This is a genomic window from Paraburkholderia sediminicola, from assembly GCF_046026675.1.
Taxonomy (GTDB): Bacteria; Pseudomonadota; Gammaproteobacteria; order Burkholderiales; family Burkholderiaceae; genus Paraburkholderia; species Paraburkholderia sediminicola_F.
Genome location: NZ_JAQQEY010000002.1, coordinates 2,444,687 through 2,464,807, shown reverse-complemented (window position 1 = coordinate 2,464,807; position 20,121 = coordinate 2,444,687). Strand labels below are relative to the sequence as shown.

The 20,121-nt window shown below is 63.1% G+C and carries 17 protein-coding genes; 8 read left to right on the top strand and 9 right to left on the bottom strand.

The annotated features are described in order from the left end of the window. Window positions 1-347 precede the first annotated feature (347 nt). The 4 genes from PQQ86_RS30715 to PQQ86_RS30700 are packed head-to-tail and all read left to right on the top strand — an operon-like array spanning window position 348 to window position 5,038. Complete coding sequence (locus PQQ86_RS30715) at window positions 348-1,544, top strand: ABC transporter substrate-binding protein (protein WP_408275642.1); 1,197 nt, start codon at window positions 348-350, stop codon at window positions 1,542-1,544. Between the two features lie 58 nt (window positions 1,545-1,602). Beyond that, a complete protein-coding gene (locus PQQ86_RS30710) occupies window positions 1,603-3,426 on the top strand; it encodes an ABC transporter permease (protein ID WP_408275640.1) in 1,824 nt (607 codons plus the stop codon). 10 nt (window positions 3,427-3,436) lie between these two features. Continuing rightward, window positions 3,437-4,279 carry an ABC transporter ATP-binding protein gene (locus PQQ86_RS30705; RefSeq protein WP_408275638.1) on the top strand — a complete coding sequence of 281 codons (843 nt, stop codon included), beginning with the start codon at window positions 3,437-3,439 and terminating at the stop codon, window positions 4,277-4,279. Window positions 4,280-4,297: 18 nt separating this feature from the next. Then, a complete protein-coding gene (locus PQQ86_RS30700; RefSeq protein WP_408275636.1) occupies window positions 4,298-5,038 on the top strand; it encodes an ABC transporter ATP-binding protein in 741 nt (246 codons plus the stop codon). A 69-nt stretch (window positions 5,039-5,107) separates the two neighbouring features. Here the strand turns inward: PQQ86_RS30700 and sapR are convergent, their stop codons facing one another. Both sapR and PQQ86_RS30690 read right to left on the bottom strand, forming a co-directional pair. Then, window positions 5,108-6,001, bottom strand: a complete 894-nt coding sequence (gene sapR, locus PQQ86_RS30695) for a sap1 transcriptional regulator SapR (protein ID WP_408275633.1) — start codon at window positions 5,999-6,001, stop codon at window positions 5,108-5,110. Between the two features lie 124 nt (window positions 6,002-6,125). After that, entirely contained in the window at window positions 6,126-7,013 is an 888-nt protein-coding gene (locus PQQ86_RS30690) for a DMT family transporter (protein WP_408275631.1), read from the bottom strand. A gap of 116 nt (window positions 7,014-7,129) precedes the next feature. Between PQQ86_RS30690 and PQQ86_RS30685 the strand changes: the two genes are divergently transcribed. Beyond that, a complete protein-coding gene (locus PQQ86_RS30685; RefSeq protein WP_408275628.1) occupies window positions 7,130-8,572 on the top strand; it encodes an aminotransferase-like domain-containing protein in 1,443 nt (480 codons plus the stop codon). Between the two features lie 22 nt (window positions 8,573-8,594). On the opposite strand, the gene PQQ86_RS30680 is transcribed toward PQQ86_RS30685, so the two are convergent. The 3 genes from PQQ86_RS30680 to PQQ86_RS30670 form a co-directional block, all read right to left on the bottom strand. Beyond that, a complete protein-coding gene (locus PQQ86_RS30680) occupies window positions 8,595-9,668 on the bottom strand; it encodes a TAXI family TRAP transporter solute-binding subunit (protein ID WP_408275625.1) in 1,074 nt (357 codons plus the stop codon). Between the two features lie 249 nt (window positions 9,669-9,917). Further along, window positions 9,918-10,925 carry a zinc ribbon domain-containing protein gene (locus PQQ86_RS30675; protein WP_408275622.1) on the bottom strand — a complete coding sequence of 336 codons (1,008 nt, stop codon included), beginning with the start codon at window positions 10,923-10,925 and terminating at the stop codon, window positions 9,918-9,920. A 440-nt stretch (window positions 10,926-11,365) separates the two neighbouring features. Next, window positions 11,366-12,901, bottom strand: a complete 1,536-nt coding sequence (locus PQQ86_RS30670) for an MDR family MFS transporter (protein ID WP_408275619.1) — start codon at window positions 12,899-12,901, stop codon at window positions 11,366-11,368. Between the two features lie 75 nt (window positions 12,902-12,976). On the opposite strand from PQQ86_RS30670, the gene PQQ86_RS30665 reads away from it, so the two are divergent. Continuing rightward, window positions 12,977-13,765, top strand: a complete 789-nt coding sequence (locus PQQ86_RS30665) for a TetR/AcrR family transcriptional regulator (protein ID WP_408275616.1) — start codon at window positions 12,977-12,979, stop codon at window positions 13,763-13,765. A 13-nt stretch (window positions 13,766-13,778) separates the two neighbouring features. Here PQQ86_RS30665 and PQQ86_RS30660 read toward each other — a convergent pair whose 3' ends face one another. Continuing rightward, a complete protein-coding gene (locus PQQ86_RS30660) occupies window positions 13,779-14,501 on the bottom strand; it encodes a ribonuclease activity regulator RraA (RefSeq protein ID WP_408275613.1) in 723 nt (240 codons plus the stop codon). 496 nt (window positions 14,502-14,997) lie between these two features. On the opposite strand from PQQ86_RS30660, the gene PQQ86_RS30655 reads away from it, so the two are divergent. Then, complete coding sequence (locus PQQ86_RS30655; RefSeq protein WP_408275611.1) at window positions 14,998-15,510, top strand: response regulator; 513 nt, start codon at window positions 14,998-15,000, stop codon at window positions 15,508-15,510. A gap of 113 nt (window positions 15,511-15,623) precedes the next feature. Here PQQ86_RS30655 and PQQ86_RS30650 read toward each other — a convergent pair whose 3' ends face one another. Together PQQ86_RS30650 and PQQ86_RS30645 are read right to left on the bottom strand one after the other, a co-directional pair. Continuing rightward, window positions 15,624-16,202: a Fur family transcriptional regulator gene (locus PQQ86_RS30650; protein WP_408275609.1), complete on the bottom strand. Its 579-nt coding sequence runs from the start codon at window positions 16,200-16,202 to the stop codon at window positions 15,624-15,626. A gap of 123 nt (window positions 16,203-16,325) precedes the next feature. Continuing rightward, on the bottom strand, window positions 16,326-16,952 hold the full coding sequence (locus PQQ86_RS30645) for a glutathione S-transferase family protein (protein WP_408275606.1): 627 nt from the start codon (window positions 16,950-16,952) through the stop codon (window positions 16,326-16,328). 243 nt (window positions 16,953-17,195) lie between these two features. Between PQQ86_RS30645 and PQQ86_RS30640 the strand changes: the two genes are divergently transcribed. Then, complete coding sequence (locus PQQ86_RS30640; RefSeq protein WP_408275603.1) at window positions 17,196-18,899, top strand: ATP-binding domain-containing protein; 1,704 nt, start codon at window positions 17,196-17,198, stop codon at window positions 18,897-18,899. 7 nt (window positions 18,900-18,906) lie between these two features. Here PQQ86_RS30640 and PQQ86_RS30635 read toward each other — a convergent pair whose 3' ends face one another. Continuing rightward, window positions 18,907-19,854, bottom strand: coding sequence for a phosphoribosyltransferase (locus tag PQQ86_RS30635; RefSeq protein WP_408275600.1), 948 nt, complete (start codon window positions 19,852-19,854; stop codon window positions 18,907-18,909). Between the last annotated feature and the right edge of the window lie 267 nt (window positions 19,855-20,121).

Sequence of the window (20,121 nt, the reverse complement as noted above, 5' to 3'; positions counted from 1 at the left end):
TCGCCCTGGCAATTCGGTCTGCGCATTGTAGGGTCGTCTGAATACGGGATTTATATAATGAATTCCGATATCGACAACCGAAAAAGTGCGAAGCGGATTCGCGGGCGAGTGCGTGGCGCCGCAGATTCTGTTTCATATGGCGCGTGTCGGAAGAGAGAAAAGTCAATTGCGTCAATGAGATACCTCGGCGTGTCTGCGCATGGGCGTGAACACGGGCTCGTCGCGTTGCCGCGAGCGAGCGGAGGCACCTTCTCCAGAGTGATAACCATATTCCCAAAACTTCGTTGGTTCGCCGGAATTCACCGTGGTTACATGGCCCCACTTTGAAGCTGACAGGCGGGGCAAACATGAAACACGTATCCAAATCGTCGCGGACCAACTGGTCACGCTGGCTGAAAACGCTGCCGGTGCTCGCAGCAGTGGCGGGCATCGCAGCAACCTCGCCGGCCTACGCCGGCGCCGCGACGGGCGAGCCGTATCTGATCGGCGTGAGTGGCCCGCTGACCGGACAGGACGCGCAATACGGCACGCAGTGGAAGCGCGGCTTCGATCTCGCACTGGAGCAGATCAACAGCCAGGGCGGCATCAAGGGCCGACCGCTCGCGTACGACTTCGAGGACAGCCGTGGCGACCCGCGTCAGGCCGTATCGATCGCGCAAAAGTTTGTCGGTGATCCGCGCATTCTGCTGGAGCTGGGTGACCTGTCGAGCACGACCTCGATGGCAGCGTCGCCGATTTATCAGCGCGGACAACTCGTGCAATTCGGCTTCACCAATTCGCACCCCGACTTCACCAAGGGGGGCGACTACATGTGGAGCACGGCGCTGAGTCAAGCCGAGGAGCAGCCGCTGCTCGCGCACTACGCGACGAAAGAACTCGGCTTCAAGCGCATTGCCGTGCTCTATCTGAATACCGACTGGGGCCGCACGAGCAAGGACATTTTCGCGAAAGCCGCCGCACAGGATGGCGCGCAGGTCGTCGCGGCTGAAGGCTATCAGCCGACCGAAAAGGATTTCCGCGCGACGCTGGTGCGCGTGAACGAAGCGAAACCCGATTCGCTCGTGCTGATCTCGTACTACGCGGATGGCGCGCAGATCGTGCGCCAGGCGCGTTCGTCGGGTTTGACGCAACCGATCGCGGCAGTGGGCTCGGTCTATTCGCCGAAGTTTCTCGAACTGGGCGGCGAGGCCGTGAACGGCGTATTCACCGAATCGAATTTCTTCCCCGGCGACAAGCGGCCTGAAGTGCAGGACTTCGTGCAGCGTTATCGCGCGAAGTACAACGGCGAGCCCGATACCTTCGCCGCGCGCGCTTACGACGCGATGATCGTCTCGGCTGAAGTCATGCGCCGCTACGGCGTGAGCCGTCAGGCGGTGCACGACGGGCTGAAGCAGATCAAGGACGTGCCGAGCCTGATCTTCGGCAAGGTGCAGTTCGACCCGCAGACGCGCCGCGTGGCCGGCGCGCGCAGCGTGTACCTGGTCGTCAAGGACAATCAGTTCACGCAATGGGATGGTGTTAAGCCGCTGGTCGCTTCGAAATAACGCCTGGGCAACGCACAAGCAACGCTCACGTGTCTGCTTCTCACCGGATCTGAATGCTATGGCTTCATGGCTCGACTACACGATCAACGGACTGATCGTCGGCAATATCTATGCATTGCTGGCGGTCGGACTCGCGCTGATCTTTGGCGTGTCTCATCTGATCAACTTTGCGCACGGCTCGGTGTACATGATCGGCAGCTTCATCGGCTGGCTGTGTCTGACGCGGCTTGGGTTGCCGTTGCCGCTGGCTTTGCTGGCGGTGGTGATAGGCTGCGGGCTGCTGGGCATCGCGATCGAGCGTATTGGCTTGCGGCCGCTGCAGGGCGCGGCACGCATCGCGCCGCTACTCGCGACGATCGGTATCAGCTTCGTGCTCGATCAGTGCGCGCAGCTGCTGTTCGGCGCGGATCCGCGGCCGGTGCCGAGCACGCTGCCCGATTGGCACTTTCGCGTCGGCGGCGCAACGATCGGCTCGCTGGATCTGCTGATCGCAGGCATCGGCGTGACGGCTGCTGCCGTGCTCTATGTGTTCCTGCGTTTCACGCGTCTCGGCTGGGCCGTACGCGCCACTGCGCAGGACCGGGACGCGGCGCAGCAGATGGGCGTCAACGTCAACGGCGTCAATCAGGCGGTGTTTGCGATCGCGTGCGCGCTCGGCGGGGTGAGCGGCTTGCTGGTCGGCATGTACTACAACAGCATCGATCCGGCGATGGGCTTCCAGGCCACGCTGAAGGGCGTGGTGGCTCTGCTGATCGGCGGTCTGGGCAACGTGCCGGGCGCGATTGTCGGCAGCCTGCTGCTGGGTCTGGTCGAGAGTTATGGCGTGGCGATCTTCGGTACCAGTTACCGCGATCTGTTCGCGTTCGTGCTGCTGTTGCTGTTTCTTGTGTGGCGTCCCAATGGACTCTTTAGCGGCAGCCGCCGCTTGCCGCCCGAGCCGATGACCGGCACGTTCCTGTCCGCTGGAAAAGCGGTGAAAGTGCCGCGCGCCGTGGTGATTGCGCTGGCGCTGGCCGCGGTTGCGCTGCCGTTTGTCGCCAGTTCGTCCTATCTCCTGCAAACACTCACCAATGCCTGGCTGTACGGAATGTTGGCGTTGAGCCTGACGCTGGTGGCGGGTACGGTTGGGCAGATTTCGCTCGGCCATGCTGCGTTGCTGGTGATCGGTGCGTACGCGTCGGCGTTGCTGTCGACGAATCTCGGCTGGTCGCCGGTCGTGACGATCTTCTGCGCGGGTCTGATCACCGCCGCGCTGGGCACGCTGCTGGTTTATCCTGCGTTCCGTTTGCGCGGTCACTACGTATCGATTGCGACGCTCGGCATCGGCGAAGTAGTGAGCCTCGTGATCCTCAACTGGGACAGTCTGACGCGCGGCCCGCTCGGCATCGCGGGCATTGCGCCGTTGTCGGTGTTCGGCTGGACGCCGGACAGCGCGCGTGCGATCTACTGGTTCGCGCTGGGTGTGCTGATCGTGCTGGCGCTGCTACAAACGCGGCTGTTGGGCTGCCATCTGGGCCGCACGCTGCGGGCGATTCGTGAAGACGAGGTCGCCGCGCGCTCGCACGGGATTCGCCCGAACCGCTACAAGGCGATCGCGTTTGCGTTCGGCGGTCTGGCTGCCGGCATTAGCGGCGGGATTGCGGCGCATCTGTATAGCTACATCAACAACCAGACTTTCGACTCGCAAGTATCCATCCTCGCCTTGACGATGGTGATTCTCGGCGGCCTCGGTAACGTGCTGGGCGGCATCGTTGGCGCGGTCGCGCTGATTGGCTTGCCGGAGATTTTCCGCTGGGCCGCCGACTATCGGATGCTGATCTACGGCCTGGTATTGCTGCTGCTCGTGCGGTTCAGGCCGCAGGGTTTGCTGGGAACGGTATGACGGAGCGCACATGACACAGACCCTTCTCGACGTGCGCGGCGTGACACGGCGCTTCGGCGGACTGACCGCGGTGAACGCCGTTGATCTTTCGATTGCGGAAGGCGAACTCGTCAGCGTGATCGGGCCGAACGGCGCAGGCAAGTCGACGCTGTTCAATCTGATCACCGGGCTCGATACGCCGGACGGTGGCAGCGTGCAATTCGACGGCCGGGACATCACCGGCGTGCGGCCGGAAAAGCTCGCCGCGCTCGGACTTGCGCGCACGTTTCAACATGGCCGCGTGTTCGGCAATCTGAGCGTGCTCGACAACGTGTTGATCGGCGCGCATGCGCGTTTGCGGGCCACTCGCACGGGTTGGCCAATTGTCGGCGCCATCGCCGAAGTCGCACGCGCACTGATCGGACCCGCTTCGATCCGACGTGAAGACGCGGCGTTGCGCGACGAAGTGCGCGAGATCATCGCGGGGTTTGGCGAGCGCCTCGCGCCGCGTATCGATCATCCGGCGCATAGCCTGTCGTATGCGAACCGCCGGCGCGTCGAGATCGCCCGTGCGCTCGCCTTGCATCCGCGGATCCTGCTGCTCGACGAGCCGACGGCCGGCATGAACGAGTCCGAAACCGCCGAAATGCTGGTGCTGATCCAGCAACTGAAAGCGCGCGGACTGACCATCCTGCTGATTGAACACAAGCTCGACATGGTGATGCGCTTATCGGATCGTGTGGTCGTGCTCGACAACGGCGGGAAAATCGCCGAAGGGCTGCCGCGCGACGTGCGCAACGATCCGCGTGTGATCGAAGCGTATCTGGGCCATCGCAATGTCGGCGGTGCGGCGGCTGTACGCGTCGCGGCCTGAACTTCTGGAACATCGACGATGAGCGACGCTCTACTGAAACTCGAACACATCGAGACGTTTTACGGTCCCGTGCAGGTGCATTTCGACGTCAATTTTCAAGTCCGGCGTGGGCAGATCGTGAGTTTGCTCGGCGGCAACGCGAGCGGCAAATCGACCACCATGAAGCTGATTCTCGGTCTGCACAAGCCGCGCTCCGGCAGCGTGACGTTCGAAGGTGAGGCAATCACAGGACTCAGTACGCCGCAGATCGTACGGCGCGGTGTTGGGTCCGTACCCGAGGCGCGGCGGCTGTTCGGCGACATGACGGTGCGTGAAAACCTGCTGATGGGCGCATACACACGGCGCGACCGTGTTGCCATCGACGAAGATTATGAGCGCGTGCTGGGCCTTTTCCCCCGCGTGAAAGAGCGCCTGACGCAAAAGGCGGGCACGCTTTCGGGTGGCGAACAGCAGATGCTGGCTATGGCGCGCGCGTTAATGAGCCGGCCGAAACTGATCTGCATGGACGAACCCACCATGGGTTTGTCGCCGCTCTACGTCGATAAAGTGCTGGAATTGATCGACACGATCAACCAGCAAGGCGTGACTTTCTTCATGGTCGAGCAGAACGCCAGCCTCGCGCTGGAGATCGCGCATTACGGCTACGTGTTGCAGACCGGCCGCGTCGTGCTCGAAGGCACGGCGGAGTCCTTGCTCGGCGATGAACGGATCCGTGACGCGTATCTCGGTGGGGAAGCTGCGGCGACGACCGCGTCCTGATGCGATTGCGCAGCTCGGAGGCCGCCGGTAAGCCGACCGTCAATCGCGTGGCTTACCGCGAATGCGGCCTCAAAGGTCAAACTGGTCGAACTCGCTCTGCAGTTCACGGTTACGTGCAACGCGCTCGTCGATGCCCGGCCCGAGCCGTTCGACAATCGCCGAAATCAGCAGATTGAACAGGCACGTGAGCGGCGCCAGCGAGTCCCAGAACTGACCGACATCGGTCTTCACCTGCAAAAGATCACCGTCGAATTCGCGCGCCCACGGACAGTAAATATCCGTGATGAGCGCGAAGGGTAGCCCACGGCGGGTGGCCGCCTCGCAATAGCGGCGAGCGATCATCGAATAGGCGCGCGTATCGGTGACGATCAGATAAGGCGACTTGAACCCGGAGTTCAGCGAATCGACATACGAGCCCGACATGCCGTCCGAATAGAACACGCGCGGACGGATGTACTCCAGGTAGCTGTAGAAAGCGTTGCTGATGCCGCGTGTGGACTGAATGCCGAGGATATAGACGGCGTCAGCGCTCGAGATGCGTTCGGCCACGCGGGCAAACACCGGCGATTGCGCAAGCTGGTAGACATGCTGGATCGCGCCGATTTCGAGTTCGAGCGAGTGGGCGAGGGCGGGGTTGCCAACATCGGGCTCGCTTGCGGCCGGTGTGGCTTCGTCATGCTGGCCGGAGGTACGGCGAAATGCGTCGAGCCGGTCGGTGATCAGCCACGGACGCTCCTGCGCGCCGCGCAGTTCGCGCTTCAGGTCATCCAGGTTCTGGTAGCCGATGCTGCGCAAGAACCGGCCCACCGAAATGCCGCTGGTGCCGGCTTGCTGGGCGATCTGGTCGGCGTTTTCGAGGCCGAGCCGGTCGAGATTCGCCAGCATGTAACTGGCGACGCGCTTGGAGGTGGGCGTGAGTTCGGCAAAGCGGGCTTCGACGGTTTGTGCAAATGCGGTCGGCATCGTAGTCGCGGCGCGAGTGGTGGATCGATTATCGAGATGATGACATATTCATTCGACAGCCGACCCCGCGCGGTCCCAAAATCAGGGAACGCACGCACGCACGCACGCGCGGGCGAGACACCGTTCAGACTGCCGGCCGCACCGGCGTGCTTCGCGAGAAGCGCCGCGCGCCCGCCACACACGCGACCACCACGACGGTCACCAGGATCATCGCGGGCGGCACCTGTTCGTGCAGCAGCAAACCGGCGAGCAACAGGCCAAAGAACGGCTGCAGCAATTGCAGTTGCCCGACTCCCGCGATGCCGCCGAGCGCCAGTCCGCGATACCAGAACACGAAGCCGATCAGCATGCTGAAAAGCGACACGTACGCGAGTCCCCACAGCGCCGCATGGCTCACACCTTCAAACGATGCCGGCCGTGCCCACCAGGCGAGCGGCAGCATCACCGGCAGCGACAGCACCAGCGCCCACGAAATCACCTGCCAGCCGCCGAGATGGCGCGACAGCCGCGCGCCTTCGGCATAACCCAGGCCGCAGACGACGATCGCCGCCAGCATCAGCGCATCGCCGAGCGGCGACGCGTCGAGGCCGTGGCGCAAAGCAAACGCGACCACCGCGCCGCTGCCGAGCGCCGAGAACAGCCAGAACGCCGGCTGCGGGCGCTCGCCGCCGCGGAGCACGCCGAAGATCGCGGTGGATAGCGGGAGCAGCCCGACGAACACCACGGCGTGCGCGGCGCTCACGTGGCGCAGCGCGAGGGCGGTCAGAAGCGGAAAGCCGACCACCACGCCGAGTGCGACGATCACCAGCGGGACGAGGTCGCGCTTCGCCGGCCGAGCCTGGCGAAACACGAGCAGAAGCAACAGCCCCAACGTGCCCGCGATAGTCGCGCGGGCCATCGTCAGAAACACCGGATCGAAGCCTTGTACGGCGATGCGGGTGGCGGGTAGCGAACCGCTGAAAATCAACACGCCCACCATGCCGCTCACCCAGCCGTTCGTTGTCTTGTCCATCGAAAGAGCCCATACGCATTGAAAATGGAACCTGCAGCATCCGCTTTCGCGCTGCAAAGGGTAAGCTACGGATCAGTACAATTCATACAAACTGTACCGAACATGGAGCAGTACAGATGGCAGAAAGCGATACCAACCGGGCGGCCTTGGGTGCGCCAGCGGGCACGCGGGTCGGCACGGTGATGCACAGTTTGCGCGAGCGCATTGCGAGCCGTTCGTTGATGCCGGGCGCGCGCGTGCCCTCGATCCGCGCGATGACCGAGTCGCTCGGCGTGTCGAAGTCGACCGTAGTGGAAGCGTACGACCGGCTGGTCGCGGAAGGGGTGATCGTGGCGCGGCGCGGTTCCGGTTTTTTCGTGTCCGGCCATGCGCCGCCGCTCGCGCTGGCCGATCTCGGGCCGCGGCTGGATCGAGAGGTCGACCCGCTGTGGCTCACGCGGCAGTCGCTGGAGGCCGGTGCGAAGGTGTTCAAGCCGGGCTGCGGCTGGATGCCGCCTTCGTGGCTGCCGGAAGACGGCGTGCGCCGCGCGTTGCGTGCCGTGGCGCGCGATCCACAGTCGCCGCTCGCCGACTATGCGAGCCCGCTCGGTCTGCCCGCGCTGCGTCAGCAACTCGCGTGGCGGCTCGTGCAACATGGCGTGGAAGCGCCGCCCGAGCAGATCGTGCTGACCGACGGCGGCACGCACGCGCTCGATCTCGTCTGCCGCTTTCTGCTCGAACCAGGCGACACGGTTCTCATCGACGATCCGTGCTACTTCAATTTCCAGGCGCTGCTGCGCGCGCATCGCGTCCGCATCGTCGGTGTGCCTTATACGCCGTCCGGTCCGGATCTGGCGGCATTCGAGCGAGCGCTGATCGAGCACCGTCCGCGGCTCTACGTGACCAACTCCGCGATCCACAATCCGACCGGGGCGACGCTTGCGCCGGCCATTGCGCATCGGCTGCTGAAACTGGCGGGCGAGCACAATCTGCTGATCGTCGAAGACGATATCTTTGCCGACTTCGAGGACGAACCCGCGCCGCGTCTTGCGGCGTTCGACGGTCTCGCGCGGGTGGTCTCGATCGGCAGCTTTTCGAAGACCCTGTCCGCGGCCGTGCGCTGCGGCTACATCGCGGCGCGGCGCGAATGGATCGAGCCGCTGGTCGATCTGAAGCTGGCCACCACGTTCGGCAACGGTCAGCTCGCGGCGAGCGTCGTGCATCGCTTGCTGGTGGATGGCACCTACCGGCGGCATCTGGAATCGATGCGCGCGAAGCTGGCGGACGCCATGGGCGAGACGATCAGGCGGCTGGGTTATGCCGGCCTTGAAGTGTGGACGCGGCCACGTGCCGGCATATTTGTGTGGGCACGCCTACCCGATGCGCTCGACGCCGCCGATATCGCGCGTCACGCGTTAGCCGAGAGTGTGGTGTTCGCACCGGGCAACGTATTCAGCGCGTCGCAATCGGCGGCCGGTTTTCTGCGCTTTAACGTGTCGCAGTGCAACCGGCCGAAGGTGTACGAGGCGTTGCAACGGGCGATGGACGTGTCGGCCGCATCGAAGAAGACGCACGCCTGAGCGCGCGCCTCGCGACACGACGTCACTTGCACAGCAACAGCAGACGCTCCTGATCCGTGCAGGAGGAGCGCGGTTTCTGCGCGGCTTGCGCGGCCGTCGCGCTGATCGCTGCGCTTTTGTTCGCAAGACACGCGCGCAGATGTTTTTCTACCGGCCCGTAGTATTTCCATCCGCGCACGAGAGGTGGCAGTTCGAGTTTCACCTGCTTCCACTTCGGATGCCCGTGTTCCTGCAGATTGTCGAAGTTGGCGCAGAGCGAGTCCGCAAAGTGATTCAGATTGCCAACGGTATCGCGCAGACCGTAATCGTAAGTGACGAGAAAGGCCTTGACCGTGAGCGTTGGGACATCTTCCTTCAGCCAGTTCGGATAGCTGGTCGTGCGGAGGGTCGTGGGAAAATACGTCTGCTTTGCACGGGTGGTTTCGGGCGCGTTGGGATCAACCTTCAGCGGGCGGATCTGTTGCAGCAGTTCGGGATTCATGTCGTTGAACAGTTTCGCCGGCTGCCCGACCACGATGATCGCAACGTCCACCTTCTTGACGATCAATGCGGCGAGCGCATCTTCGTTGCTCAGGTGCTGGACGTTCTGCTCGGGAATCGCCTGTCCGAACATCAGGTGATAGAGCGTCGTGGCCGTTTGAGCGGTGCCGCTGCCGAGCAGGCCCACGCTGATGCTCTTGTCCTTGATGTCGGCGAAGGTTTTCATCGGCGAATCCGCGCGTACCACGACGTTAATTTCCTCGTCGTAGAGCGGCATGATGAGCCGTAGCGGCCGGATTGCCGTACCCGCGTCGGCATTGCCCGCGTTGGCCATGTCGATGTAGGCCTGATACACGTCGGACTGCACTAGCGCGAGCTTCACGCCCGGCTCGAAGCGCATGCGTTGTACGTTTTCAGCCGAGCCCTTCGACGCCATCACTTCCAGATCGATGCCCGCCGGCTGCGCCACCCATTTCGACAGATCCTGGCCAATCTGAATGTACGTGCCGCGCTCCGGACCGGTGACGATCTTATAGTGCGCAGCCTCCGCGCTTGCAAACGAAGACATGATCATCAGCACCAGCCCCAGCCATCCCGTTAGAAGTCTCTTCAGCATGGTTTATCTACCTATCGGTCAGGGTTGAACTGCCTCTCGCGTCGGCGCGCGCGAAGCACTGGTGAGCCGGCTTGCCTTCTCATGTTCAATGCGTGGCGCCCGCCACGTCCGTCTGTTGCCGCTCAGAGGGCACGCGAACCGTCAGTGCAATCGGGTGTGCCGTGATTCATGCGCTCAGTCAGACAAATCGGTCGTACGAACCGCCAGGAAATTCGGTATCCAAACCTTTTCGCTTACGGGAATTCCGGTTTACGCATGCGGCTTAAGCGGTGCCCAACCTGTCTCGTGAATCACGCGTTCGAGGATCGTTTTCGCGGTGTCGTTGCCGGAGTCGATCGCGAGCGCCTCATTGGCGTGCTGGCGTGCGCAACCCCACGACTGCTGCGAGGCACACAGTTGTGCGGCCTGCAACGCGGCGTCGCGGCGCGCGGCGAGTGGCTTCAATTCAGTCAACAGGCTTTCCGCGTCGCTATTGCCGGGTTGCAGCGTTTGCGCCGCGCCAAGCGCCGCTTGTGCCGCGGAGAGATCGTTGGCGCGGAAGGACAGACGCGCTGCCTGCAGCGCTTGCGCGGCATCACGGAACTGTGGCGCCACTGGTTTTACAGGCGCTGCGGGCAACGGCGGTGCGATGGGCGTGGCCAGGATTGCCGGTGCGGCTTTGGGTGGATTGGCGGCGTTGCTGGGAATAGCGGGCTTAACCGCGGCGGCCTGATTCGTCGGCTGAGCCGGTGCGTACGGCGCAATCGTGCCGGTAGCCGTTCTGGCGTCCTGAGGATTGTCCGCCGCCTGCTCGGTATTGCCGCTCTGCGATTCGTGGGTGTCGCTAAATAGCGTAAAGGCGACATACGCTAGTCCGATTGCGCCAATCGCCACGATCGCGAGCAGCACCCGGCGTATCGGGAACACGATGCGGCCTGCAGAATGCGGTAGATCGGCGAGCGGCGGAATCGGCGTATCCGGAGACGCGAGTACCGACGCTTGCATCGGGGGCTCGACAGGGGTGGCTTCGCCGGTGGCCGCATTCGGCGCGGCGAGATCGGTTTCAAGCGGCTGTGTCGGATCGAAGCCGTTTTTCTGCGCTGTCTTGCTGACGGCACTGGCGCGGCTGCCGGGAATCACGACACGCTTGTGCGGCCCGGCGTCGAGCGGATGCACGGCGCCGCAATACGGGCAATAGTCGACTTGCCGGTACAGCGCACCGCCGCAGCGTTTGCAGGGCGTCGGGAAACTATGGCCGAGTATTGTCTGGGTGGACATACTGTGGACCCACCTGTGGAAAACAGTGCCGTTACGGCATGCTCCAGATCGTGTTGAGGCAGGAGTAATGTCCGCGGAAACCACGATCCACATGCGCTGGAGAGCCTTGGGACGCAAGTCCTCGCTTGCGGTGCCGCTGAATGCAATATGTGGCGTTTCGGTGAGAACGTCAATCGACGTTCTCACCTACTTTATGTGCGTTAGAGCACATTTGTAGGTACGACGAAACACTGCATATGTCGGCAGAACGAACAGGCTGTCTGTTTTTTTCACACGGTTTGCGAAGTTAAGGTGCAGACGCGTCGACAACGATGGCGCGCTGGCGGAATTGGCAGAACGAAATGGCGGCGATGAAAGCAGAACGAGGTCGAAGCGCGCGGCGTTCGACCTCGTCATCAAGCGCTTGCAGAAAACGCTCGTTGGAAACGGGATGCGCGAAATCAGTGCTTGCGCAACGGGTGATCCTTCAAAAGCCACGCGAGCGCAAAGGCCAGTACGACAACGCAGGCCGCCGAGAGATACACCGTGTGCAACGCACCGGCAAACGCTTGCAGATAATCGTCGCGCAACGCTTCAGGCAACTGGTGGATAGCGGCCGGTCCGAGCGCGTGCGGCAATTCGGTGTCGGCCGGAATCAGTTTTTCCAGACGCGCGGCTAGGCCATTCGAAAATACCGCGCCAAAAGCGGCCACGCCGATCGAGCCGCCGATTGAACGGAACAGCGTTGCGCCCGAAGTGGCGACACCCATGTGCTTGAACTCGACTGTATTCTGCACGGCGAGAATCAGCACCTGCATCACCATGCCGAGGCCGAAGCCGAGAATGCCCATGTCGATATACATCACACGAATGGGCGTGTTGATCTGCAGGCGTGCGAGCAGCACCATCGCGACGGCGACGAGAAACGTGCCGGCGATCGGGAACATGCGGTACTTGCCGATCTTGCTGATTACGCGTCCGGTCACCATCGACATCACGAACAGGCCGCCCATCATCGGCAGCATCTGCATGCCGGCTTCCGTGGGCGTCGAACCCTTGACCACTTGCAAATACAGCGGGAGGAACGTCACCGAGCCGAACAGCGACACGCCGATGATGAAGCCGATCAGACTGCTCAGCAAAAACGTGCGCTGTTTGAAGAGTTCGAGCGGCATGATCGGTTCGACGGCAGTGCGCTCTTCGTGGATGAAGCCCCAGATCGCCACCAGCCCCATCCCCAGCGTGAACCACAACTGCGGCGACGACCACGGCAGGATCGTGCCGCCCTGGCTCGTGAACAGGATGATGCAGGTGAGTGCGCCGGCGAGAAACGCGGCGCCCATGTAGTCGATGGTGTGCTTCACGTGCCGCACGTGCGGCTTGAATACCGCGCCGATCACCGCCAGCGAGATGAGGCCGAGCGGCAGGTTGATGTAGAAAATCCAGCGCCATGACAGATGCTCGACGAGAAAGCCGCCGAGCAGTGGCCCGACCACCGTCGCGAGACCGAATACGCCGCCGAATACACCCTGGAAGCGGCCGCGCTCAGCCGGCGGAATTACGTCCGCGATGGCGGCCATCGTCACGACTAGCAGACCGCCGCCGCCGAGCCCCTGCAGCGCTCGCAGCACGATCAACTGGGTCATGTTCTGAGCGACGCCGCACAGCGCGGAGCCGGCGAGGAACACGACGATCGCGGTTTGCAGCACGATCTTGCGGCCGAACAGATCGCCGAATTTGCCGTACAAGGGCACGACGATAGTCGAGCTGAGCAGGTAGGCGGTCACCACCCACGAGAGGTTATTCAGGCCACCTAGTTCGCCGACTATGGTCGGCAGCGCGGTCGAGACGATCGTCTGATCGAGCGCGGCGAGCAGCATGACCAGCAGCAGCGCCGGAAACAGCAGCCGGATCGGCGGGTGGTCATTTGCCTGCGGGCCGGACTGCACATCTGGCAGCGTTAGCCCGGCGGGTTGAGTCGTTGTCGATTGGTCCATGGCGCCACAGTGTTGAAATTAATTAATTCGGAGATTAATATATGCGACATTGTCTCACTCGTCAAATTGAATGCAATGGCAAGGATTACGTCAGATGACCGGGAAGTGAAACGCCAGCCGCGCAGCACGGCCGCCGTGAAGGCGCGAAAGCTTTCGAAGCAGGCGTCGACCGCCGCAGGCGATTCTGCGGACGCTTCATTTGCCGCACCGCCGTCCGCAGCCGCACGCCGACCGGGCAGGCCTTCGGGCTCGGCGCGCGGCCCGGAGCAGCGCAGCCGCCTGCTGGACGCCGCGCTCGCCCTGTTCGCGCGGCAGGGCATCGTCGACACCACGCTCGGGGAGATTGCCCGCGAGGCGGGTTTCACGCCGGCGATGATGCATTACTACTTCAAGACGCGCGATCAGCTGCTCGACGTGCTGATCGATGAGCGTTTTGCGCCGCTGCGCGCGGGGATCGGCGTACCGTTTCAGGAGAATCGCGACGATCCGGTGGCCGCCATCACGCAACTCGCTCGGCGTTTGGTGAAGACGGCGAGCGACAATCCGTGGTTTCCGTCGCTGTGGGTGCGCGAAGTGATCAGCGACGGCGGCTTGCTGCGCCAGCGCATGCATGAACGGTTCGGCGACGCGAGTCAGAAGGCGTCGCTGTTAGCCATCGCGCGCTGGCAAAAGGAAGGGCGCCTGAATGCCGGGCTGGAGCCCTCGCTGGTGTTCGTTACGCTGCTGGGCATGACGATTCTGCCGCTGGCCACCTCGAAGCTGTGGCGTAACGATCCCGCGCGGTGCAATATCGGCAGCGAGGAGATTGCCCGGCATGCGGTGGCCTTGCTGGTGCAGGGCGTCGGTCCGGGCAAAGCGGACTGACACACTGCCTGACTCATTCAGAAATACGTTTCTGCCGCCACGCCTCATACGCAGCCCTGGTTTTTTCGTTCGGCGGATAAGTGCCGGGCAGGGCGGCGCCCTCACGAATGCGCTCGGTGAGAAACACTTCGAGTTGCTCCTGTTCGGCGGCGGCTTGCGCAACCTCGGCTGCCATTTTGAACGGGATCACCACCACGCCGTCCGCATCGCCCACGATCACGTCGCCGGGAAACACCGCGACACCGCCGCAGCCGATCGGCACATCGATATCCACCGCGTGATGCCGGATCAGATTCGGCGGCGCGCTTGCACCGGCACAAAACACCGGCATACCGAGCGCGGCGATCGTCGTGCTGTCGCGCACCGGACCGTCGGACACCATGCCCGCCACGCCGCGCACCTGCAAGCGCTGCGAGAGGATCGAACCGAACGAGGCGCTGCCGCGTTCGCCGCGGCAATCCTGCACGAGCACATGACCGGCCGGAATGGTCTCGACACATTTGCGCTGTGCGTACTCCGGATCCGCAAACAGTTCGAGTACGTCGATGTCCTCGCGTGACGGAATATTGCGCAGCGTGAAGGCCGGCCCGACCAGATTCGCGCCACTGTGCGCGGCGAGCGGCGCGACGCCCTGCATGAACGTATTGCGCAAGCCGCGCTTGAACAACTGGGTGGTCAGCGTGGCGGTACTGACATGGCGGAGTGCTTCGAGCGTGGCGGAGTCGAGATCGGACATGGTGTCGGGCGGCCTCAGGTTTTAGGGGCGGGGAGATGGCGCTCATATGACGTGCTGCATCGCAGCGGCAGAACGTAACGTAGTCGCTGCGATCTCGCGCACACGATCATAGCGCCGCTGTGGATCGTGCGGCAGGCTCGCCAACAACGCTGAAGTAACGTCGGATCTGGTGAATCTGACGAAGCCGGCGAGGCACGCAACGTGCTACCTGAGGAGTGGATGTAAACGCCGCGCGGGGGGCTTAACAGCGCCGGCGTCGCAATAGAACATGAATGTCAGAGCAGACGCTGAGGCGGGCAAGGCGATGGACATGGGTTTCACCAGCCGCCACGGCGAATCGGATGTCGGCATCGGTCAGCCAGGGCAATGGAGCCGAGGGCCGGTTTTTCATCGGCGTGCAATTTTGGCGCGTTACTGTGCGCACGCGTTGCGCCCAGGCCATGTTTTACAATCGCGGGCCTGCATGCAACTCGACGCATGAAATCGAGTCGGAACCATGAACAGCAATACCGCAGCCGCGCACATCGGCGGCAAACAGCAAGACAATACGTTGGCCGAATCTGATGGCCTAACCGGTTTTTTAGAGCAACAACAGAACATGAACGGAGCATTGAGACTCGATCAGGCCACGATCGTGCTCGTCGAAGACGACCGGGATAGCCGGGAATCGCTGGCCTTGTTACTCGAGGCGGAAGGGGCGCATGTCGTCGCCGTGGCGGATGCGGAAGAGGGTGTCGAAGCGGCGCTGCGGCTATTGCCTGACGCCGTGGTGTGCGACCTCGAATTGCCGGCCATGGACGGTTTTTATCTGATCCAGCGGCTGCGCGATCACGAGATTCGCGGTGACCACGCGCCTTCGGTGGCCGTGGCGCTCACAGGCCATACCGACGACGCTTACCGCTTACGCAGCATCGGCGAAGGGTTCCAGCATTTCATGACTAAGCCGGCATTGCCGGAGGACCTCGTGACACTGTTGCACGACGCGATCGACGCTCGCGCGGCAGGCTGAGGAGCGGCCTCGCGGCCGGAGGGCGGTTTCTTGCCGCCGCAATTTTGGCGGCAAGCTTTCGTCTGGCGAAACGATCTGCAATCAGATTGCAAACCTGATTGCAGGCACCACTGTTATTTGGCGGCGGCGACCGGTGCAACAGCGCTGGCGCTGGCCGCTTCCGTTGCCTGACAGGCGGAACACAATCCCTTCAATTCGATTTCATCGCTCGCAAGGCGGTAACCCGCGTCTTCGATTTGCGTGACGAGCGCCTGGCGCAGCTTCGGCTGATGCAACTCGGTAACGTTGCCGCATTGCTGGCAAACCACCAGAATGCCGTGCTGGCATTGTGTCAGGTCGTGGCAGACGGTAAACGCATTGATCGACTCAATCCGGTGCACGAGCCCTGCCGAGAGCAGAAAGTCTAGTGCCCGGTAAACCGTAGGCGGCGCCGAACCGGGATGGATCTGGCGCATGTCGTCGAGCAGCGAATAAGCTTTGGTGGCGCGCCCGGAATTCAACAGCAATTCGAGTACTTTGCGGCGGATCGGCGTGAGTTTTTCGCCGCGTTCGCGGCAATATTCCTCCGCGAGAGTCAGTGCGGCTTCCTGCGATTCACCGTGCCCACTGTGCATGTGCCCCGGCTCATGATGATGAGCGGAGGCGGCAGGGGTGGTTTTGTCGGCGGTCGCGGCGGGCTTGGCGGTCTTCATGCGAGGATTATAAAGGCCATCGTGCTTCGCTGTGCCGGTGTGCGAGGCACCTGCCGGCCGCGGCTGGACGCCGCGGCGGCGCATGAAGTCGCCCGTGAAGCCGTTCAATGGCCGTCGGATAGTTTAAGTCAGCGGGAAATCGATGTATTTCTTGAAACCCGGACGTGTCGCAAGCCGCGAATACCAACGCTCCAGATTCGGCAACGGCGGGCGTTCGACGCCGTCCAGTCCGAACCAGCGTTTCGCATACGCGCCGATCACGATATCGGCGAGCGTGAACTTTTCGCCTTCGAGGAAGAAGCGGCCTTGCAGATGGTTGTCCAGCAGGCGCCACAGCAACGTGACCGCGCTGAAGTCGGCGGCGAGCTTGCTGGCATCGCGCTCGGCGGCGGGCGTGCGCACGAGGGCCCAGAACACGGGCTTTTCCGCGGGTTGTAAGGTGGTGAGCGACCAGTCGAGCCAGCGGTCGATGCTGGAGCGCAGTTTCGGTTCGGACGGGTACAGGAGGCTCGATTCGCCGTATTCCAGCACCAGATAGCGCAGGATCGAATTCGATTCCCACAGCACGAAGTCGTCGTCGACCAGCGTCGGAATTTTACCGGTCGGGTTCATCGCCAGATAGTCGGGCTCGTTATTACGGCCGAATTGCAGGCCTGCGTCGATGCGTTCGTACGGCAGCACCAGTTCGTCGCAACACCACAAGACTTTCTGTACGTTGACCGAGTTGGCGCGTCCCCAGATCGTGATCATCCGGTAAATCCTTTCTTTGTATTGACAGTTGGCAAGCCGCGCGGCGCGCGGCGTTCAGCCAGTAACAATACACGATGCGCATGGGTTTGCGCGCCGCCAGTCTGCAATCTGCCGCGTGAAGCGGTACCCGGAGCGTAGTCCGAAGCACCTTGCCCATAGAGGTCCGAGCTCGTCCGATGTGTCATGCCGGCAACGCGCGGTCGTTGCGTACAATGAGCGCACCCGAATACGACGAGGCACCGCATGGCCCGCATTGTCCCCGACGACTGGAAGAGCCTCGCCGCCACCGGCGCGGCGGCACGTGAACGCGAGACCCTCTCGTTGCTGGAAGAAGCGCTTCCCGATGGCTACACCGTCTATCACGGCGTGCACTGGACCCGTCTGAACCAGAACTTTTCGGTGTTCGGCGAGGCCGACTTCGTGATCGTCAGCCCGGCTGGGCGCGTGATGATTGTCGAACAGAAAACCGGTTTCCTGCGCGAAACGCCCAAGGGGCTCGTCAAGGTCTATCTTCAGACGGAACGCAATGTGGCAATCGCGCTCGCGCATACCGTCGAAACGCTGCACCGGCGCTTCACCGCGGCGTTCGGCGCGGGGACGTATTTCATCGAAGAACTGCTGTATTGCCCGGACCACATCGTCAAGGACGCGGCGATTGCCGGCGTGAATCCCGCACGGATCGTCGACGCGGCGTGTAAGGACCGGCTTGCCGCGATCATTCGCGAAGCCTTGCCGGCGGACGAAGCGCGCCTCGCGTGCGCACCGAAAATCCACCATTTTCTCGCCGACGAACTCTCGCTTACGCCCGACGCCAGCGCCCTGGTCGGCCAGGCCGGCACGCTCGTCACGCGTCTTGCCGGCGGCCTCGCGACCTGGGCGCGGCGGCTCGAGTTTTCGCCGTTCCGGCTGCGTGTGATCGGCACGGCCGGTTCCGGCAAGACGCAACTGGCGGTGCAGGTGATGAAGGACGCGGCGGCGCGTGGCCAGCGGCCTTTGTACGTGTGTTTCAACCGCCCGCTCGCGGATCACATTGCGCGGGTCGCGCCACCTGAGGCAAAGGTGGCGAACTATCACCAGCTATGCGACTGGATCGCGCGCGATGCGGGCCGCGAGCCGGATTTCCAGTCCGGCGACGTCTTCAAGCAGCTTGAAACGACTTTCGCCGAAACGCCGATCGACGCGCGCTGGCAATTCGACGTGCTGATCGTCGACGAAGGACAGGATTTCCAGCAGCCGTGGGTGGCCCCACTCGAGCGGCTGTTGCGGCCGGGCGCCGCGTGGTGGTGGCTCGAAGATCCGCTGCAGAATCTGTATATGCGCGAGCCGGTCGAGCTGCCCGGATGGACCACGCTGAAAGAGACTACCAACTACCGCAGTCCGCGTGACATTCTCGATTATGTGCGCGACGTGGTCGGCGCTTCGGTGCCGGTCGCGGCGGGTCTGGCCTCAGGCAGTCCGTTCGACGGCTCCGATATTTCGCTCTCCGTCTACGACGAAGCGAATGCCGCCGAAGGCAGCATCGAGGCAACCAAGCGGGCGATCACGCAGGCCTTGTCGCTCGGCTTTCGCAAACAGGATATTGCAGTGCTCTCGTTTCGCGGCCGCGAAGGCTCGGCGATGACCGCGCAGGATCAACTCGGACCGCATCGGCTGCGCAGCTTCACGGGTAAGTACGATCTGTTCGGCAACCCGGAATATCGTGAGGGGGATGTGCTGTTCGAGTCGATCTACCGCTTCAAGGGGCAGGCGGCGCCGTGCGTGATTCTCACGGAGGTCGACTTCGAGCTATTCGACGAGCGGATTGCACGCAAGCTGTTCGTCGGCGCCACGCGTGCGACGATGAAGCTGATCATCGTCGCCTCTCAGCGGGCCGCGCGGCACCTGCATCTGCGTGATGGTAAAGAGCTCAGAGAAACTAAAGAGCTAAGAGAGACGAAAGAAGCCTAGCCGCCGCTCACGTCCACGCGCGCGCACCCACCAGCATCCCGGTTTGCGTAAGTGCGTCCCACCAGATCACGCGCAGTAACGGCGCCTGCTGCGCGATTAACAGCGCCTGCACCGGATCGCTCTCGACAAAATGCGTGACACCGCTGCGCAACGCCGCCGCGGCCTTGTGAGCGGCAGCGCCGGCGGCACTTTCGTCGTGCGTGCCGGGCATGCGCATCACCAGTTGCATATGACCGAAGCCGTGCCGCGCGAGCCATGCTTCGGTGCGCGCGCGATCCAGTTCCGGCCGGCCGGTGATGATCGTGCGCACGCGTTGCAGATCGATGCCCGGCAGCACCTCGAACGGCAGCAGCGCGTCGCGATCGGCGAGCGCCGCGGCCAGATCCTCGTCGTAGCGTGCGAGCGGCACGTCGGGCAGCAGGATGCCGTCGAGGTCGATCGCGTAGGTGGCGTATTCGTGATCGTCGGCCATGGCGGGCGCGGCCCCCGCTTCGACGCGCTCCCAGTCCTCGCGATAACGCTCGGTGTAGGCATGGCGCTCCCACGGAAACAGCGCGAAGTAGCCGCGGGCGTCGATCGCGTAGTCGGGTTGCGTGCGGCTCAGGTCGTCGACCGCTGCAGTCAGCGTTTTGACGTCGAGGCCATGCTGCTGAAGGAACGCGATGCAATCGGTCAGCGTAAAGCCACGCCCGGCGATATCCTCGCACAGCAGCACTTTCGAGCCAGCGGGCGGAATCGGCAGCGTCGAATCCCAGGCGACCGTGCGTGACTGGCGGTCGTACCGAAGGAAGGCGACGGGCGTGCCGGCCGCATGCGAAACCATCAGCGCAAGCGGCGCGCCGCCACGCAGAATGCCGATCGCCATGGTGAAATGCTCCGCCAGCAACGCGGGTTGCAGCGACTCGATCCAGTGATCGAGTTGTTCGTACGTCAGGGGTAAAACCGGCTTGTTCATGACTCTCAGGGCGTCGCGGTGCGCGCGTAGGGCAGGTGTCCCGTAGACGGAGAGCGGCGCGCGGCGCAGCGCGGCGGCAGGTCCTCGTTTTTGAGACAAAGAATTTTGGCGATATTATGCATGCGGTTCAAAGATCGCGCGTCGGGGTGACGCGCGTGCGCCGGACGGGGCGTGTCGCAAAGACCACCGCCGCGGCGGGAAAAGGACAAACGCGGGGTGCTGCTGGTTCGCTGGCCGGTTGAGCCGGCGCAGCGCAGCCGCCCGCAA

Coding starts and splice junctions, on each gene's coding strand:
- PQQ86_RS30715 (WP_408275642.1), top strand. CDS start 348: ATGAAACACGTATCCAAATCGTCGCGGACCAACTGGTCACGCTGGCTG.
- PQQ86_RS30710 (WP_408275640.1), top strand. CDS start 1,603: ATGGCTTCATGGCTCGACTACACGATCAACGGACTGATCGTCGGCAAT.
- PQQ86_RS30705 (WP_408275638.1), top strand. CDS start 3,437: ATGACACAGACCCTTCTCGACGTGCGCGGCGTGACACGGCGCTTCGGC.
- PQQ86_RS30700 (WP_408275636.1), top strand. CDS start 4,298: ATGAGCGACGCTCTACTGAAACTCGAACACATCGAGACGTTTTACGGT.
- sapR (WP_408275633.1), bottom strand. CDS start 6,001: ATGCCGACCGCATTTGCACAAACCGTCGAAGCCCGCTTTGCCGAACTC.
- PQQ86_RS30690 (WP_408275631.1), bottom strand. CDS start 7,013: ATGGACAAGACAACGAACGGCTGGGTGAGCGGCATGGTGGGCGTGTTG.
- PQQ86_RS30685 (WP_408275628.1), top strand. CDS start 7,130: ATGGCAGAAAGCGATACCAACCGGGCGGCCTTGGGTGCGCCAGCGGGC.
- PQQ86_RS30680 (WP_408275625.1), bottom strand. CDS start 9,668: ATGCTGAAGAGACTTCTAACGGGATGGCTGGGGCTGGTGCTGATGATC.
- PQQ86_RS30675 (WP_408275622.1), bottom strand. CDS start 10,925: ATGTCCACCCAGACAATACTCGGCCATAGTTTCCCGACGCCCTGCAAA.
- PQQ86_RS30670 (WP_408275619.1), bottom strand. CDS start 12,901: ATGGACCAATCGACAACGACTCAACCCGCCGGGCTAACGCTGCCAGAT.
- PQQ86_RS30665 (WP_408275616.1), top strand. CDS start 12,977: ATGGCAAGGATTACGTCAGATGACCGGGAAGTGAAACGCCAGCCGCGC.
- PQQ86_RS30660 (WP_408275613.1), bottom strand. CDS start 14,501: ATGTCCGATCTCGACTCCGCCACGCTCGAAGCACTCCGCCATGTCAGT.
- PQQ86_RS30655 (WP_408275611.1), top strand. CDS start 14,998: ATGAACAGCAATACCGCAGCCGCGCACATCGGCGGCAAACAGCAAGAC.
- PQQ86_RS30650 (WP_408275609.1), bottom strand. CDS start 16,202: ATGAAGACCGCCAAGCCCGCCGCGACCGCCGACAAAACCACCCCTGCC.
- PQQ86_RS30645 (WP_408275606.1), bottom strand. CDS start 16,952: ATGATCACGATCTGGGGACGCGCCAACTCGGTCAACGTACAGAAAGTC.
- PQQ86_RS30640 (WP_408275603.1), top strand. CDS start 17,196: ATGGCCCGCATTGTCCCCGACGACTGGAAGAGCCTCGCCGCCACCGGC.
- PQQ86_RS30635 (WP_408275600.1), bottom strand. CDS start 19,854: ATGAACAAGCCGGTTTTACCCCTGACGTACGAACAACTCGATCACTGG.